Origin of the sequence: Amycolatopsis sp. NPDC051106, assembly GCF_040682775.1 — a bacterium.
Lineage (GTDB): Bacteria > Actinomycetota > Actinomycetes > Mycobacteriales > Pseudonocardiaceae > Amycolatopsis.
This window is the reverse complement of record NZ_JBFBBQ010000097.1, coordinates 17,784-33,750: the sequence shown is the minus strand read 5'-3', so window position 1 is coordinate 33,750 and position 15,967 is coordinate 17,784. Positions and strand designations below refer to the sequence as shown.

The window sequence follows — 15,967 nt, the reverse complement described above, 5'->3', positions numbered from 1 at the left end:
AACCGCGGCGGCAACCGGCAGCTCAACACCTGCGTGCACCGGGTCGCGATCAGTCAGCTCGCTCATCACCAACCCGCCCGCGACTACCGCGCACGATGGATGCGACGACGTCCTCATACCAGCGCGAAGGCCTCGCTGCGCGCGCTGAAACGCCACCTCACCAACGCCATCTACCGGGCCCTGCTCACCGACCACCAACACCAGCTACAAGCAGCAACTTGACATAGAAGCTTCATTCAGGACCTCCCACGCCCTGAATGACTCATTCACGACGTTCGGGAGGCGCCGCGCCCGGCCAGTCGGGAGTCCCACACACGGCGGTACCGGCCGGGCGAATGATAGGAATGGCCGGTGACCGAACCGAACCTGATCGAAGCCGCCGCGGCCGAGGCCGTCACGCTGACCAGCGAGCTCATCCGCATCGACACGACCAACACCGGCGACCCCGACACGCTGGTCGGCGAGCGGGCCGCGGCCGAGTACGTCGCGGAGAAGCTGACCGACGCCGGCTACGAGATCACCTACGTCGAGTCGGGTGGGAAGAACCGGCACAACGTCATCGTGCGGCTGGAAGGCGCCGACCGGTCCCGGGGCGGGCTGCTGATCCACGGCCACCTCGACGCCGTGCCCGCCGACCCGTCCGAGTGGTCGGTCCACCCGTTCTCCGGCGCGATCCAGGACGACTACGTCTGGGGCCGCGGCGCGGTCGACATGAAGGACATGTGCGGGATGGCGCTCGCGCTCGCCCGCCACTACAAGATGAACAACGTCGTGCCCCCGCGCGACCTCGTCTTCGCCTTCCTCGCCGACGAGGAGGCGGGTGGCAAGTACGGCGCCCAGTGGCTCGTCGAGAACCGCCCCGACCTCTTCGAGGGCGTCACCGAGGCGATCAGCGAGGTCGGCGGCTTCTCGATCACGCTCAAGGACGACGTCCGCGCCTACCTGATCGAGACGGCCGAAAAGGGCATCCGCTGGATGAAGCTGCGCGTGCGCGGCACCGCCGGGCACGGCTCGATGATCCACCGCGACAACGCCGTGACGAAGCTGGCCGAAGCCGTCGCGAAGCTCGGCAACCACCGCTTCCCGCTCGTCCTGACCGACTCCGTCAAGGAGTTCCTCGCCGGCGTCACCGAGATCACCGGCTGGGACTTCCCCGAGGACGACCTCGAAGGCTCGGTCGCCAAGCTGGGCAACATCTCCCGGATGATCGGCGCGACCCTGCGCGACACCGCCAACCCGACGATGCTCACCGCCGGCTACAAGTCGAACGTCATCCCGTCGGTCGCCGAAGCCGCGGTGGACTGCCGGATCCTGCCGGGCCGCCTGGAGGCGTTCGACCGCGAGCTCGACGAGCTGCTCGGCCCGGACATCGAGAAGGAGTGGATGGAGCTCCCGCCGGTCGAGACGACGTTCGACGGCGCCCTCGTCGACGCCATGACCGCCGCGGTGCTGGCCGAGGACCCCGGAGCGAAGACCCTGCCGTACATGCTGTCGGGCGGCACCGACGCGAAGTCGTTCCAGGACCTCGGGATCCGCAACTTCGGATTCGCGCCGCTCAAGCTGCCGGCCGACCTCGACTTCTCGGCGCTCTTCCACGGTGTCGACGAGCGCGTCCCGGTCGAGGCGCTGAAGTTCGGCACCCGCGTGCTGGACCGGTTCCTGCGCACGAGCTGATGACCGCGTTCGCGCTCGCCGACGGCACGTCCCTGCAGGTGGTGCGCAGGGGCGACCCGGCCGCGCCGGTGACCGTGGTGTTCGTCCACGGCTACGCGCTCGACCAGCGCAGCTGGGGGCGGATCGCGCCGCTGGTGCCGGACGCGGCCGACGGGCCGGTGGCCGTGCTGACCTACGACCAGCGCGGCCACGGCGGGTCGGGGCGGGCGCGGCGCGGCACCGCGACGATGGCCCAGCTCGGCGACGACCTCGCCGAGCTGATCGAGCGCGAGGTTCCCGAAGGCCGGGTGGTGCTCGTGGGGCACGACATGGGCGGCCTCGCCGTCATGTCGCTGTCACAGCGGCACTCGGAGCTGTTCGCCGCGCGGGTGTCAGGCCTGGTGCTGCTCGCGACGTCGTCGGGGACCCTGGCCACCGAGGTGTCGGCGGCTTGGCCGAACGCGCTGGGGAAGCTGGCCCGCGACCTCGAAGCGGTGCTCGGCTCGAAGCTCTTCGGCGTGGTCCGGGAGCACACGAGCAGGGCGGTGAGTGCGGGTCTGCGGTGGTGGCTGTTCGGCGACGATCCGGACCCCGACCTGGTCGAGCTGACCGTGAAGATGATCCGCGGCAACTGGCCGCACACGGTGTCGCTGTTCCGCCCGGCACTGGACGCCTACGCCCGTGACTCGGCCTTGACTCAGGTCAGCGGCCTGCCGGTGACGGCGATCGTGGGGGAGCGGGACCGGATCGTGCGCGCGTCCGACGTCGAGCAGTGGGTCGGTGGCCTCGGCAACGGGACGGCGGTGGTGCTGCCCGGTGTCGGGCACGTCGTGCCGCTGGAAGCCGCGGCGCAGGTGCTGCCACGGGTCGTCGCCCTCGTCAACGCCGGCTACCGACAAGACGAGCTTTCTTGACAACTTCTCTGTTCGGTATGATCCTGGTGCGATGTTCTCCGTGGCGGTGATCGAAGACGCGTCGGCGGCCGAGGTGTCGCTGGACCCGGTCCGGGCCCGGCTGCTGGCCGAACTGGCCGAGCCGGCGTCGGCCACCATGCTGGCCGCGCGGGTCGGCCTCCCGCGCCAGAAGGTCAACTACCACCTGCGGACGCTCGAGGCGCACGGCCTGGTCGAGCTGGTCGAGGAGCGGCGGAAGGGCAACGTCACCGAGCGGATGATGCGGGCGACGGCGTCGTCGTACGTCATCTCGCCCGCCGCGCTGGCCGCCGTCCAGCCCGACCCGTCCCAGTCGCCGGACCGGCTCTCGGCCCGCTGGCTGCTCGCCGTCGCGGGCCGGCTGGTGCGCGACGTCGGGCTGCTGATCACCGGCGCCGCCAAAGCGAAGCAGCGGGTCGCGACCTTCGCCCTCGACGGCGAGGTCCGGTTCGCCTCCCCGGCCGACCGTGCCGCGTTCGCCGAGGAACTGACGACGGCGATCACCACGCTGGTCGCGAAGTACCACGACGAGACGGCCGAGAAAGGCCGCGACCACCGGGTGGTCGTCGCGGTCCACCCGAGTGTTCCCGAGGAGACCGAAGATGGGGCATGAGTTCGAGGCGATCGACGCCGCCGAAGTCGACGCCACTCCTGAACAGTTGTGGGAAGCGATCGCGACCGGTCCGGGCATCGACTCGTGGTTCATGGGCCGCAACGAGGTCGAAGGCGGCACGGGCGGTGTCGTCCGCGGCGCGTTCGGGGGCTACCAGCCGGAGTACCGGATCCGTGAGTGGGAGCCGCTTGAGAAGCTCGTCTACGGCAGCGACCCGGCGCCGGACGGCCGGAAGATCGCCTACGAGTTCCTCATCGAGGGCCGCGAAGGCGGCAGCTCGGTGATCCGGTGCGTCACCAGCGGCTTCCTGCCGGGCGACGACTGGGAGGACGAGTTCGAGGCGATGACGGCCGGCGGCGCGATGTTCTTCCGCACCCTGGTCGAGTACGTCACGCACTTCGCCGGGCGCACGGCGGTTCCGGTCACGGCGTTCGGCCCGCCGGTGGGGGACTGGTCCGCCGCGTGGACCCGGCTCGGCACGTCACTTGGGCTCGCCACACGGCCCGCCGAGGGCGACCGGGTGCGGCTGGAGCTGGATGGAAGAGCGCCCCAGGAGGGCGTCGTCTACGCGGCCAACGACCAGACCGCCGGGATCCGCACGCCCGACGCCATGATCCGGTTCCTGCGCGGCTTCCACGGCCCGATGGTCGCTTCCCACCACGTCTTCACACCCGGCGCGGACGCCGAGACCGAGGAGAAGACCTGGAACGGCTGGCTGAACCGGGTGTTCGGCTAGGTCGGCAGCCCGCCGGAAAGGCTCTCCGCCGTCTTCTTGCGGCGCAGCCAGACCCGGCGCGTGCCGTCGGCGTAGAGCCGCACGTTCCGCAGTTCCCAGCCCGCGAACTCCGCGTGGATGGAGAGCTGGATCGCCGCCGCACGCCGGGACACACCCGGGGGGAGGTGCAGACGGCGGTACTCCCAATCCCCTTCGACCACCGCCTCGCTGACCGTCGTCATGGCTGGATCACCTGGGTCCCTTCTCCGGCGGCCGAGCCGACGATCACCCGGCCGCTCTGGTCGTCCACCCCGACCGAGTCCGGCTGGCGCACGGTGGGGAACCGGTACTTCTCGACGGGCTCGCCGCCGCGGACGTCGAACCCGACCACCTCGTTGCGCCCGGTCAGCGTCACCCACGCCAGGCTCCGCTTCGCGTCGTAGGCGATCCCGTACACCCCGCCCGGCACCGGATAACGCTGCCGCATGATGAGCGGCGAAGCCGAGAACGCGATCAGCGCGCCCGCCCGAGCGTCCGTCACCAGCACCCGCCCGTAGGAATCCGCCACGGCGTTGGCAGCACCGTCACCCGCGCGCAGGCCCTCGTTGACCTTCCCGGCCGCGACGTCGACCGAGAACACGGCCGTGCGCAACCGGTCCAGCACCACGACACCCGTCCCGGCGTCGACGACGTCGTCGGCGCTGTAGAGCTGCCCGCCGATCGTCCGCGCGGGACCACTCGCCGGCAGCAGCTGGATGTCCTTCGCCGCCCCCATGGCGACCAGCCGATCAGGGCCGTACGCGATGCTCGAAGCCGGCTGACCGCCCGTCTTTGTCTCCGTCAGCTTCCGGTCCGGCAACGTCAGCTGCTGCACCACACCCTGCGCCGGCTCCGCGATCTCGACCCGCCCCGGCGCCACGGTCAGCTTCTCCGCCTTGCCGTATAACGGCATATTCACCGGGGCTGACGCGAGCGCGTTCAAGTCGTAGAGCTGCAAAGACGGCGGTTGAGCGAGCGCGACGACCAGCGTCCCCTGGGCCACGGCGAGGGCCGAGACGGATCCGGTGGCGAGCACCTGACCGGCCGGCTTCACGGTCACGGCGGGGGAGACCGCCGGCTTCGCCGCCACGGGGTTCGCGACGATCTGCAGGTCGTCGCTGTCGGACTTGGCCGAGGAACAGCCGGAGAGCACCAGGACACCGGCGAGCGGGATCGCGATCCACGACACGGCGGCGAACCGACGCACGTTGCTGCCTCCAGGTGTCCCTCGACGAGCGGTCTTCACCAGCATCCTCCACGATCGTCTTGCCGTCACGCGCATGTCACCCAACAGACACCTAACGCGGCCAGCGCTCCGGGTAACCGACCTCGATCGCGCTGACGTCGTCGAGCGCCGAGCGGATCGCCGGTGGGAGGGTGATCTCCTCCGCCGCCAGCGAACCGGTGAGCTGACCGGTGTCGCGCGCCCCGACGACCGGGGCCACGACCCCGGGCCGGTCGCGGACCCAGGCCAGCGCGACGGCCAGCGGCGACGTGCCCAGCCCGTCCGCCGCGGTGGCCACCGCCTGCACGATCCGGGCGGCCCGGTCGGTGCGGTGGTGCTCCACGTAACCGGCGTACGCGCTGTTCGCGCCCCGCGAGTCGGCCGGGGTGCCGGTGCGGTACTTGCCGGTCAGCACGCCGCGGCCCAGCGGGGCCCAGGGCAGCAGCCCCACGCCGTGGTGCTCGGCGGCCGGGACGACTTCGCGGTCTACTCCGCGCTCCAGCAGCGAGTACTCGACCTGGGTGGAGACGATCGGCGCGACCGCGGCGGCGCCGGCGGCGGCCGTCGCGAGCTGCCAGCCGGCGTAGTTCGAGACGCCGACGTAGCGAGCCTTGCCGCTGGTCACGGCGTACTCGAGGGCGGCGAGGGTCTCGGCGATCGGCACGCAGGTGTCCCAGGCGTGCAGCTGCCACAGGTCGACGTGGTCGGTGCCGAGCCGCTTGAGCGAGCCGTCGAGCGCGGTGAGCAGGGCCCCGCGCGAGGCGCCGCCGCCGAACGGGCCGTCGGTGCGCCGGGCGACCGCCTTGGTGGCGAGGACGACGTCGTCGCGGGGCACGAGGTCGCCGAGCAGGGAACCGAGCACCTGCTCGCTCTCGCCCTCGCCGTAGATGTCGGCCGTGTCCACCAGGGTGCCGCCGGCGTCCACGAAGGCGACCAGCTGGCTGGCGGCCTCTTCCGCGTCGGTGTCGACACCCCACGTCATGGTGCCGAGCGCCATCCGCGAGACGCGCAGTCCCGAGCGGCCGAGCAGTCGCTTTTCCACGACCGCCGAGCCTAGTGGGCGGCCCCTGGAGATCCTGACCAAGGTGAGTCGTGTCGCCCACAAGGGCCCCCGTTAGGGTCTGGCCCCGTGCGACTCGGACTGAATCTCGGCTACTGGGGAGCGGGGAACGACCCCGCGAACCTGGCCTTGGCGCAACGGGCGGAAGAGCTGGGCTACGCCGTCGTGTGGGCGGCGGAAGCGTACGGCTCCGACGCCGTCACCGTGCTGACCTGGATCGCGGCCCGGACGTCGCGGATCGACGTCGGCGCCGCCGTGCTGCAGATCCCGGCCCGGACCCCGGCGATGACCGCGATGACCGCCGCGACCCTCGACACGCTCTCGGGTGGCCGCTTCCGGCTGGGGCTCGGCGTGTCCGGCCCGCAGGTGTCCGAAGGCTGGCACGGTGTCCGGTTCGCCGACCCGCTGGGCCGCACCCGCGAGTACGCGTCGATCGTGCGTTCGGCGCTGCGGCGGGAACGGGTCAAGTTCGAAGGCGAGCACTTCACGCTGCCGCTGCCGGACGGGCCCGGCAAGGCGCTGCGGCTGACCGTCCGCCCCGCCCGCAAGCACATCCCGCTCTACCTGGCCGCGATCGGCCCGAAGAACCTGGAGCTGACCGGCGAGATCGCGGACGGCTGGCTGCCGGTGTTCTTTTCGCCGGCACACGCGGGGGAGCAGCTGGCGCAGCTGCGGGCCGGCGCCGGACGGGCCGGCCGCACCCTCGGCGGTTTCGACGTCGCCCCGAGTGTGCCGCTGGTGCCCGGCGACGACTGGAAGGCCTGCGCGGACGCCGTCCGCGGGTACGCGGCGCTCTACCTCGGGGGGATGGGCAGCAAGGAGAAGAACTTCTACAACCGGCTGGCCTGCCGGATGGGCTTCGCAGCCGAAGCCGCCGAAGTGCAGGAGAAGTACCTGGCCGGCGACCGGGCGGGGGCGATGGCGGCGGTGCCGCTGGAGTTCCTCGACGCGACGTCGCTGCTGGGCCCGAAGGAACGGATAGCGGAGAAGATGACCGAATACGCCGAGGCCGGCGTGACGACCCTGTCGGTGTCGCCGTACACCGAGAACGCCACAGCCGCGGCGGCCGCGCTGCGCACCGCCGTCGAAGCGCACGAGAAGGCGGGGGTGGCCTGACGTGGGCTGGTTCGAAGCACTGGTCCTGGGCCTGGTCCAGGGCCTGACGGAGTTCCTCCCGATCTCCTCGAGCGCGCACCTGCGGATCGTCGCGGCGCTCGTCGGCTGGGACGACCCGGGCGCGGCGTTCACCGCCGTCACCCAGATCGGCACCGAGCTCGCGGTGATCATCTACTTCGGCAAGAAGATCGGCCGCATCCTGCAGGCCTGGTTCTTCTCGCTGTACAAACCGGACTGGCGCCGCGACCCGGACGCCCGCCTCGGCTGGCTGATCATCGTCGGCTCGCTGCCGATCGTGGTGCTCGGCCTGCTGCTGCAGGACCAGATCGACAGCGCGTTCCGCGACCTGCGGATCACCGCCACCGTGCTCATCGTGTTCGGCCTGATCCTGCTGTACGCCGACCGGGTCGGGAAGCAGGAGCGGACCCTGGACCACCTGACGGTCCCGCACGGTCTCGGCTTCGGCTTCGCCCAGGCGCTGGCGCTGATCCCGGGTGTCTCCCGGTCAGGCGGCACGACCAGCGCGGGCCTGCTGCTGGGCTACACCCGCGCGGAGGCGGCGGAGTACTCGTTCCTGCTGGCGCTGCCGGCGGTGTTCGGCTCGGGCGTGTACAAGCTCAAGGACATCGGCTCGGGCGACGTGCCGGCCCAGTGGGGCCCGACGATCCTGGCGACGCTGGTCGCGTTCGGCGTCGGCTACGCGGTGATCGCGTGGCTGATGGCCTACATCAAGAAGCGCAGCTTCGTGCCGTTCGTGATCTACCGGCTGGCGCTCGGCGTGCTGCTGTTCGTGCTGATCTTCACCGGGGTGCTGGACCCGAACGCGGGTCCCGTCAGCCACTGATCCGCCCGCGTGGGGACCGCTTGATCGGTTCCCACGTAGGGTGGGGCTCGTGAGTACGGTCATTCTGCTGAGGCACGGCAAGTCGACGGCCAACGGTTCCGGTGTCCTCGCCGGGCGGTCCCCGAAGGTCAACCTCGACGACACCGGCCGTGCCCAGGCGGAGAAGCTGGTCGAGCGCCTCGAGGGCGTGCCGCTCGCCGAGGTGGTCGTTTCGCCCATGCTGCGGTGCAAGCAGACCGTCGGGCCGCTGGCCGCCGCGCGGGGGCTGGCCAAGCTCGTCGAACCCGGGCTGTCCGAAGTGGACTACGGGGAGTGGACCGGCAAGGAGCTCAAGCACCTCGCGAAGGAGCCGCTCTGGCGGGTCGTGCAGGCGCACGCCTCGGCCGCGGTCTTCCCCGGCGGCGAAGGGCTCGCGGCGATGCAGGCCCGCTCGGTCGCCGCCGTGCGCGAACACGACCGCCGGATCGCCGCCGAGCACGGCGACCACGCCGTCTGGTTGCTGTGCAGCCACGGTGACGTGATCAAGTCCATCCTCGCCGACGCCCTCGGACAGCACCTGGACGCGTTCCAGCGGATCGTCGTCGACCCGGCGTCGATCTCGGTCGTGCGCTACACCGAGACGCGGCCGTTCGTCATGCGGGTCAACGACCACGGCGGCGACCTGCGCGGCATCGTGCCACCGCCGCCCAAGCCGAAACGGGGCAAAAAGGCCGCCGGGAGCAGCGACGCCGTCGTCGGCGGTACCACCGGTCCGTGAGCCTGGCCACCTCCGGAAAGCGCTGACATCCGCACCGGAGGACCACGTAGGGTGGCGGGACCGAGTGTGCCAGCACCCCGACCAGGAGCCTGCCCCGATGATTTCGCCGGACAACCCGTTCGCCGCACCCAGCGAGCTGCCCTACGCACTGCCGCCCTTCGACCGGATCGCCGACGAGCACTACCGGCCCGCGTTCGAGGCCGGGCTGGCCGAGCACGCGGCGGAGATCGAGCAGATCGCGGCGCAGGACGCCGAGCCGACGTTCGAGAACACCGTCGTCGCCCTCGAGCGCGCCGGCGAGCTGCTCGGCCGCGTGGCGAGCGTGTTCTACAACCTCTCCGGCTCCACCAGCACCGACGAGATCCAGGCGATCCAGGCGGAGTTCGCGCCGAAGCTGGCCGCCCACCACGACGCCATCCACCTGAACCCGAAGCTGTTCGCCCGCATCGACACCCTCCACGCGCGGCGCGACGAGCTCGGCCTGGACGAAGAGTCGCGGCGGCTGCTCGAAAGGCGGCACCTCGACTTCAGCCGCGCGGGCGCCGGGCTCGGCGAAGCCGAACAGGCCCGCCTGCGGGAGCTCAACGCGCAGCTGTCCACCCTGCAGACGAAGTTCCAGCAGAACCTGCTCAAGGACACCAACGATCTCGCCGTCGTGCTCGAGGACCGCGCCGAGCTCGCCGGCTTCGGCGACGGCGCGATCGCCACCGCGGCCGAAGCGGCGGCGGCCCGCGGCGAAGACGGCAAGTACGTCATCCCCCTGACCCTGCCGACGAGCCAGGCCTCGCCGCTGGAGACGCTGCGCGACCGCGAGATCCGCGCCCGGATCCACGCCGCGTCGATGGCACGGGGCAACCGCGGCAACGAGTTCGACAACAACGCCCTGGTCGCCGAGATCGCGCACCTGCGGGCCGAACGGGCCGTGCTGCTCGGCTACCCGAACCACGCGGCGTACGTCATCGCCGACGAGACGGCGAAGACCGCCGAAGCCGCCGGCGGGCTGCTCGAGCGGCTGGCGCCGGCCGCGGTCGCGAACGCCCGCACCGAAGCCGCGGAACTGCAGCAGCTGCTCGAAGCCGACGTTCCCGGCGCGACGCTGCGGCCGTCGGACTGGCCGTACTACGCCGCCCAGGTCCGCCGCGAGCGCTTCGACGTCGACACCGAGGCCCTGCGCCCCTACTTCGAAGCCGACCGCGTGTACCTCGACGGCGTCTTCTTCGCCGCCACCAAGCTCTACGGGCTCACCTTCACCGAGCGGACCGACCTCCCGAAGTACCACCCGGAGGTCCGGACCTTCGAAGTGTTCGACACCGACGGCACCCCCCTCGGGCTGTTCCTGCTCGACCTGTACACCCGCGACGCCAAGCGCGGCGGCGCGTGGATGAACACCTTCGTCGACCAGTCGCACCTGCTCGACCGCAAGACGGTCGTGGTCAACGTCCTCAACGTCGGCCGCCCGCCGGCGGGGGAGCCGACGCTGCTCACCTTCGACGAGGTCGTCACCGCGTTCCACGAGTTCGGCCACGCGCTGCACGCCCTGCTTTCCGCGGTCCGCTACCCGACGTTCTCCGGCACCAACGTCCCCCGCGACTTCGTCGAGTACCCGTCCCAGGTCAACGAGATGTGGATGCTGTGGCCGGAAGTCCTGGCCAACTACGCCAAGCACCACGAGACGGGGGAGGCGCTGCCCCAGGAGCAGGTCGACAAGCTCCTCGCCGCCCAGCAGTACGGCGAAGGCTTCTCGACCACCGAGTACCTGGCCGCGTCCCTGCTCGACCAGGCCTGGCATCGCCTCGGCGTCGACGACCGCGTCGAAGAGGTCCAGCGGTTCGAGACCGACGCGCTCGTCAAGGCCGGCGTGGCCGTCGAAGCGATCCCGCCGCGCTACCGCACGACGTACTTCGCGCACGTCTTCAGCGGCGGCTACAGCGCCGGGTACTACTCCTACATCTGGAGCGAGGTCCTCGACGCCGACACCGTCCAGTGGTTCCGCGAGAGCGGGGGACTGACCCGCGAGAACGGCGACCACTTCCGCCGCACCCTCCTCGGCAGGGGAGGAAGCATCGACCCCATGGACGCCTTCCGGGCCTTCCGCGGCCGCGACCCCGAGATCGAACCCCTGCTGGCCCGCCGCGGCCTCAACGGAGCCTGATCGAACACTTCTTCCAAGTGTATAACGACCTATACTGCGGAGCTGGTTTCGAAAAAATTGGCCCCACAGCGCCAGTTCTCCCCAAAAAACGCACAGAAGACGCCGAGGCGGGCAGCAGCCACTGCCCGCCGATCCGCACCTCCGTGACTCTCGCCGAGGTCCCCGCAGAACTAGTTTGGGGTCTTCGATGATTCTCGGGGAGGAAATCTGATGAGCGGATCACGTCGGTTGTCGACGATCGTGAGCTTGTTCGTGCTCGCGATGAGCAGTGTGTTCGTGGTGCCGGCATCGGCGGGGACGGCGAGCACTGCCACCGCGGAAGCCACCTGCACGGGCGCGGGTTCCTGCTGGTTCAGCTGGAATCCCATCTCGAAGGGTGACTGCATCATGGATCAGGCGAAGTGGACGCTGAACCGGGACGGCAGCGCGTCGTTCGAAGCGGTGATCTTCAGCAGCGACAGCGACGACTGGTGGCTGATGTGGCCGACCGCCGTGGACAGCTCCGGGTTCGTCCTGGGTGCGATCGCGCACGGTGGTGACCCCAAGTTCGTGCGGAACACGGTCAAGGGCCAGTGGACGTGGTGGTTCGACGCCGGGTCGTTCGACGCCCGGTTCTTCGACCGGATCAACAGCATGCGGCTGAGCAACAGCTGCTAGCGGGCGCTGTGGGGCGGTTCTCCGGAACCGCCCCACAGCGGGTTCGTCAGCTCGTGACGATGTGGTCGACGAACCCGTAGGCGAGGGCTTCGTCCGCGTCGAACCAGCGGTCGCGGTCGGCGTCGGCGGTGATCCGCTCGACGGTCTGGCCGGTCTGGCGCGAGGTGATTTCGGCGATGCGGCGTTTCATCTTGCCGAAGACTTCGGCCTGGATGGCGATGTCGGTGGCGGCGCCGCTGATCCCGGCCGACGGCTGGTGCATGACGATCCGGGTGTTGGGCAGCAGGTAGCGCTTCCCGGGGGCGCCGGAGGAGAGCAGGAACTGGCCCATGGACGCGACGAAGCCGAGGCCGTAGGTCGAGACGTTCGGTTTGACGAGCTGCATCGTGTCGTAGATGGCCATGCCCGCGGTGACCGAGCCGCCGGGTGAGTTGATGTAGAAGGTGATGTCCTTCACCGGGTCGTCGGCGGCCAGCAGGAGGAGCTGGGCGATGATCCGGTTGGCGACCTCGTCGTTGACCTCGGAGCCGAGGAAGACGATCCGGTCGCGCAGGAGCTGTTGGTAGACCGAGTCTTCGGGTGCGATGCTCGGCGCGTGCATGTCGGGTACGGCGAGAAGGGTCATGGGCCGACGGTAGGGCCGGGGGGCGCGCGCGTGGGGGCGATTTCGCTGTGGGCGTGCGGGGTTCGCTGGGAGCGGACTCGGGTCGCCGGGTCGCTGAAGGCCGGTTGACGAAAGCGGGGCCACCGTCCTGCGTGGACGGTGGCCCCTTCTCGTGCGAGGGTCAGGCTCAGATGAGGCCGAGCTTCTGCACGGTGTCGCGCTCCTCGACGAGCTCGGCGACGGAGGCGTCGATGCGGGCGCGGGAGAAGTCGTCGATCTCGAGGCCCTGGACGATTTCGTACTTGCCGTTCTCGGCGGTGACCGGGAAGGACGAGATGAGGCCTTCGGGGACGCCGTAGGAGCCGTCGGAGACGACGCCGGCGGAGGTCCAGTCGCCGGCCGGGGTGCCGTTGACCCAGGTGTAGACGTGGTCGATGGCGGCGGAGGCCGCGGAGGCGGCGGAGGACAGGCCGCGGGCTTCGATGATGGCGGCACCACGCTTGGCGACGGTCGGGATGAAGTCGCTCTCGAGCCAGGCCTGGTCGACCTCGACGCTCTTGCCGCCGACCTCGGCGTGCTGGACCGAGGGGTACTGGGTGGCGGAGTGGTTGCCCCAGATGGCGAGCTTCTTGAGCTCGGTGACCGGTACGCCGAGCTTCTTGGAGAGCTGGGCGAGGGCGCGGTTGTGGTCGAGGCGGGTCATCGCGGTGAAGCGGTCGGCGGGCACGTCGGGGGCGTGCGAGCGGGCGATGAGGGCGTTGGTGTTGGCGGGGTTGCCGACGACGAGGACCTTGATGTCGTCGGCGGCGCCGGCGTTGATGGCTTCGCCCTGGGGCTTGAAGATGCCGCCGTTGGCTTCGAGGAGGTCGCCGCGCTCCATGCCCTTGCTGCGGGGGCGGGCGCCGACGAGGAGGGCGATGTTGGTGCCTTCGAAGGCCTGCTTGGGGTCGTCGAAGATGTCGGTGCCGGCCAGGAGGGGGAACGCGCCGTCGTCGAGCTCCATGGCGGTGCCCTCGGCCGCCTTGACCGCCTGCGGGATCTCGAGGAGCCGCAGCTTCACCGGGACGTCCTGGCCGAGCAGCTGACCGGACGCGATGCGGAAGAGCAGCGCGTAGCCGATCTGGCCGGCGGCGCCGGTGACGGTCACGTTGACAGGGGCTTGGGTCATTGCGGTTCTCCAGCTTGAGACGACTTTGGCTAGTGCAGTGGAGCCTATCTCTCCTCGTGGTCGCGGGCCGGGTGCGTCCAGTCACTCTCGCTGGATCGATCAGGTATCGGTGACGTTGGCGGCGAGGCGGTGGAGGAGGTGGGCGAGCTGGGTGATCTCGGTGTCGGTGAGGCCTTTTCGCATGCGTTCGTCGTGGGCGATGGCGGCGGAGGCGAGGCGGAGGAAGAGCTGTTCGCCGTCGGGGGTGAGGGTGACGAGGTGGACGCGGCGGTTGGCGGGGTCGCGGCGGCGGGTGACGAGGCCGGTGGTTTCCATGGCGTTGAGGTGGTGGGTGAGGGTGGCGCCTTGGATGCCGACGGCGTCGGCGAGTTCGCGTTGGTTGGCGACGGGGTGGGTTTTGAGGGAGATGAGGATCTGCCAGACGGGTTGGGAGCCGCCGGCGGCGGCGAGGGCTTGGTCGAAGGCGCGGGCGGCGGTTTTGGCGGTGCGGGCGAGGACGACGCCGATGGGGGTGGTGGTGGGTGCTGGCACGGGTCGGACCCTACCGCAGATGCCGAGAGATCTAAGCGTTTGACATCTAATGGTTAGACATCTAACGTTGTGCTCATCGAACCGGAAGGGGAACGCGATGAGCACCGAAGAGCAGGTCCGCGAGTTCGGCCGGGTCTGGGCCGCGGCGGAGGAGCGCGGGGACACCGAGGTTTTGGCCGGCTTGGCCGTCGACGGCTTCCGCCTGGTCGGCCCGCTCGGCTTCGTCCTGGACCGCGACCAGTGGCTGGCGCGCTACAGCGGCGGCGCGCTGGTCACCGAGAAGCTGGACTGGGCCGAGGTCGAGGTCCACGACTTCGGCGCGACCGCCATCGCGATCGGCGTGCACGCCCAGGTCGCCAAGCACCAGGGGAACCCGGTGAACGGCCGGTTCCGCGCCACGCACGTGCTGGTCCGCGACGAGGACCGCTGGCGGCTGGCCGGCATGCACCTGAGCCCGATCGGCGGCCCGCCGCCGTTCGCCCCGGAAGGAGGCGGGCGATGAGCGTCGAGCTGAACCACACCATCGTGTGCGCGACCGACCGGGAGAAGTCGGCGGAGTTCCTCGCCGGGATCCTGGGCCTGCGGACCGAGCCGGCCACCGGGCCGTTCGTGCCGGTGCGGCTCGCGAACGGCGTCACGCTCGACTACCTGCGGGTGGACCGCGTGACGAGCCAGCACTACGCGTTCCTGGTCGGCGAGGACGACTTCGACGCCGCGATGGCGCGGATCGAGCGGGCCGGCCTCACCTACTGGGCCGACCCGTTCCACGAGCGGCCCGGCGAGGTCAACGACCTGAACGGCGGGCGCGGGGTGTACTTCGAGGACCCCGACGGCCACCACCTGGAACTGCTGACGAGGGGGTAGCCGTGCGGGTGAGCATCGGGGTCACGGACTTCTCGTGGCCGGGCAAACCGACGGACGAGCTGACGGGCATCGCCGTGGCGGCCGACGACGCCGGGCTGGACACGCTGTGGGTGGCCGATCACCTGCTGCAGGCCGACCCGCACAGCACGCCGGATTCGGCGATGCTCGAGGCGTACACGACGCTGGGGTTCCTGGCCGCGCGGACCGGCCGGATCGGGCTGGGCACGATGGTCTCGGCGGTGACGTTCCGGCCGCCGCGCTGCTGGTCAAGGCGGTCACGACGCTCGACGTCCTGTCCGGCGGACGGGCGCGGTTCGGGATCGGCACCGGGCACCACGCCGGCGAGGCGCGGGCGATGGGCCTGCCGTTCCCGCCCGTGGGCGAGCGGTTCGAGCGGCTGGAGGAGACCCTCCGGCTGGCGCTGCGGATGTGGGCCGGGGACGACTCGGCGTTCGAGGGCCGGCACTACCGGCTGGAGCGTCCGATCGGAGTGCCGCGGCCTTTGCGCCGGCCGCGGGTGCTGATCGGCGGCGCGGGTGAGCGCAAGACGCTGCGGCTGGTCGCGCGCTACGCCGACGCGTGCAACGTGTTCGACGTCCCCGACGGCGGGAAGACGGTGCGGCACAAGCTGGCGGTGCTCGCGCGGCACTGCGAGGAGGTGGGGCGGCCGTACGGGGAGGTCGAGAAGACGATCAGCACGCGCTTGGAGCGGGGTGAGTCCGCGGAGTCGTTCGCGCGGCGGTGCGGGGAGTTCGCGGAGTGGGGGATCGACCACGCGGTCGTGATCACGGCCGGGCCGTGGTCGCCCGCGGGGGTGGCGACGCTGGGGCGGGCCGCGGGTCTCGTGGCGGAGTGAAACGATCAAGCCCGGACGTCGCGGGGTGATCGCGGACGGCGGGCAGCGGTCCGGGGGCGCGAAATCGTTTTCCGGTCGTATTCTTTCGTTTTCGCGGGAATGACGGCCCGAAATTATCGGTATACCGCGTGGCGGGACGGCTGTCGCTTGTTGCTCCGTTCAGCGGGGTTGGGGACCATGA

General features: G+C 70.6%; 17 protein-coding genes and 2 pseudogenes. 13 read left to right on the top strand and 6 right to left on the bottom strand.

Annotated elements, in window-relative coordinates:
* The 5 genes and pseudogenes from AB0M83_RS41005 to AB0M83_RS40985 form a co-directional block, all read left to right on the top strand.
* Window positions 1–222: pseudogene (locus AB0M83_RS41005) on the top strand (hypothetical protein); the annotation flags it as partial.
* Between the two features lie 129 nt (window positions 223–351).
* On the top strand, window positions 352–1,674 hold the full coding sequence (locus AB0M83_RS41000) for a M20/M25/M40 family metallo-hydrolase (protein WP_285996220.1): 1,323 nt from the start codon (window positions 352–354) through the stop codon (window positions 1,672–1,674).
* The gene (locus tag AB0M83_RS40995) at window positions 1,674–2,567 is read left to right on the top strand and encodes an alpha/beta hydrolase (RefSeq protein WP_364525994.1); all 894 of its coding nucleotides are present in this window, start codon (window positions 1,674–1,676) and stop codon (window positions 2,565–2,567) included. Before AB0M83_RS41000 ends, AB0M83_RS40995 begins: the two co-directional genes overlap by 1 nt.
* A gap of 31 nt (window positions 2,568–2,598) precedes the next feature.
* Window positions 2,599–3,198, top strand: a complete 600-nt coding sequence (locus AB0M83_RS40990; protein ID WP_364525992.1) for a helix-turn-helix domain-containing protein — start codon at window positions 2,599–2,601, stop codon at window positions 3,196–3,198.
* Entirely contained in the window at window positions 3,188–3,934 is a 747-nt protein-coding gene (locus AB0M83_RS40985) for an SRPBCC domain-containing protein (protein ID WP_364525990.1), read from the top strand. The genes AB0M83_RS40990 and AB0M83_RS40985 overlap by 11 nt, the downstream gene beginning before the upstream one ends.
* On the opposite strand, the gene AB0M83_RS40980 is transcribed toward AB0M83_RS40985, so the two are convergent.
* The 3 genes from AB0M83_RS40980 to AB0M83_RS40970 all read right to left on the bottom strand — a co-directional run bounded on the left by AB0M83_RS40980 (window position 3,931) and on the right by AB0M83_RS40970 (window position 6,219).
* Window positions 3,931–4,155, bottom strand: a complete 225-nt coding sequence (locus tag AB0M83_RS40980; RefSeq protein WP_364525988.1) for a DUF5703 family protein — start codon at window positions 4,153–4,155, stop codon at window positions 3,931–3,933. The two genes, AB0M83_RS40985 and AB0M83_RS40980, sit on opposite strands and share 4 nt — an antisense overlap.
* Window positions 4,152–5,159 (bottom strand): hypothetical protein, encoded by a 1,008-nt coding sequence (locus AB0M83_RS40975; protein ID WP_364525986.1) that lies wholly within the window; start codon window positions 5,157–5,159, stop codon window positions 4,152–4,154. The genes AB0M83_RS40980 and AB0M83_RS40975 overlap by 4 nt, the downstream gene beginning before the upstream one ends.
* Before the next feature lie 91 nt (window positions 5,160–5,250).
* Entirely contained in the window at window positions 5,251–6,219 is a 969-nt protein-coding gene (locus AB0M83_RS40970; protein WP_364525984.1) for an aldo/keto reductase, read from the bottom strand.
* Window positions 6,220–6,306: 87 nt separating this feature from the next.
* On the opposite strand from AB0M83_RS40970, the gene AB0M83_RS40965 reads away from it, so the two are divergent.
* The 5 genes from AB0M83_RS40965 (at window position 6,307) to AB0M83_RS40945 (ending at window position 11,763) form a co-directional block, all read left to right on the top strand.
* The gene (locus AB0M83_RS40965; RefSeq protein WP_364525982.1) at window positions 6,307–7,353 is read left to right on the top strand and encodes an LLM class F420-dependent oxidoreductase; all 1,047 of its coding nucleotides are present in this window, start codon (window positions 6,307–6,309) and stop codon (window positions 7,351–7,353) included.
* A gap of 1 nt (window position 7,354) precedes the next feature.
* Window positions 7,355–8,197 carry an undecaprenyl-diphosphate phosphatase gene (locus AB0M83_RS40960; protein ID WP_364525980.1) on the top strand — a complete coding sequence of 281 codons (843 nt, stop codon included), beginning with the start codon at window positions 7,355–7,357 and terminating at the stop codon, window positions 8,195–8,197.
* A gap of 49 nt (window positions 8,198–8,246) precedes the next feature.
* Entirely contained in the window at window positions 8,247–8,954 is a 708-nt protein-coding gene (locus tag AB0M83_RS40955) for a histidine phosphatase family protein (protein ID WP_364525978.1), read from the top strand.
* Window positions 8,955–9,051: 97 nt separating this feature from the next.
* On the top strand, window positions 9,052–11,106 hold the full coding sequence (locus AB0M83_RS40950; RefSeq protein WP_364525976.1) for a M3 family metallopeptidase: 2,055 nt from the start codon (window positions 9,052–9,054) through the stop codon (window positions 11,104–11,106).
* Between the two features lie 210 nt (window positions 11,107–11,316).
* Window positions 11,317–11,763 (top strand): DUF6294 family protein, encoded by a 447-nt coding sequence (locus AB0M83_RS40945; protein ID WP_364525974.1) that lies wholly within the window; start codon window positions 11,317–11,319, stop codon window positions 11,761–11,763.
* A gap of 46 nt (window positions 11,764–11,809) precedes the next feature.
* On the opposite strand, the gene AB0M83_RS40940 is transcribed toward AB0M83_RS40945, so the two are convergent.
* From AB0M83_RS40940 to AB0M83_RS40930, 3 genes are all read right to left on the bottom strand, one after another.
* Window positions 11,810–12,388 carry an ATP-dependent Clp protease proteolytic subunit gene (locus AB0M83_RS40940; RefSeq protein WP_364525972.1) on the bottom strand — a complete coding sequence of 193 codons (579 nt, stop codon included), beginning with the start codon at window positions 12,386–12,388 and terminating at the stop codon, window positions 11,810–11,812.
* Between the two features lie 166 nt (window positions 12,389–12,554).
* Window positions 12,555–13,535 carry a malate dehydrogenase gene (locus AB0M83_RS40935; protein ID WP_364525970.1) on the bottom strand — a complete coding sequence of 327 codons (981 nt, stop codon included), beginning with the start codon at window positions 13,533–13,535 and terminating at the stop codon, window positions 12,555–12,557.
* 99 nt (window positions 13,536–13,634) lie between these two features.
* Window positions 13,635–14,066: a MarR family winged helix-turn-helix transcriptional regulator gene (locus tag AB0M83_RS40930; RefSeq protein WP_364525968.1), complete on the bottom strand. Its 432-nt coding sequence runs from the start codon at window positions 14,064–14,066 to the stop codon at window positions 13,635–13,637.
* A 97-nt stretch (window positions 14,067–14,163) separates the two neighbouring features.
* On the opposite strand from AB0M83_RS40930, the gene AB0M83_RS40925 reads away from it, so the two are divergent.
* From AB0M83_RS40925 to AB0M83_RS40915, 3 genes and pseudogenes are all read left to right on the top strand, one after another.
* Entirely contained in the window at window positions 14,164–14,568 is a 405-nt protein-coding gene (locus AB0M83_RS40925) for a nuclear transport factor 2 family protein (protein ID WP_364525966.1), read from the top strand.
* Window positions 14,565–14,930: a VOC family protein gene (locus AB0M83_RS40920; protein WP_364525964.1), complete on the top strand. Its 366-nt coding sequence runs from the start codon at window positions 14,565–14,567 to the stop codon at window positions 14,928–14,930. The genes AB0M83_RS40925 and AB0M83_RS40920 overlap by 4 nt, the downstream gene beginning before the upstream one ends.
* 2 nt (window positions 14,931–14,932) lie before the next feature.
* Window positions 14,933–15,786 (top strand): annotated as a pseudogene (locus AB0M83_RS40915) (LLM class F420-dependent oxidoreductase).
* Window positions 15,787–15,967: the final 181 nt, after the last annotated feature.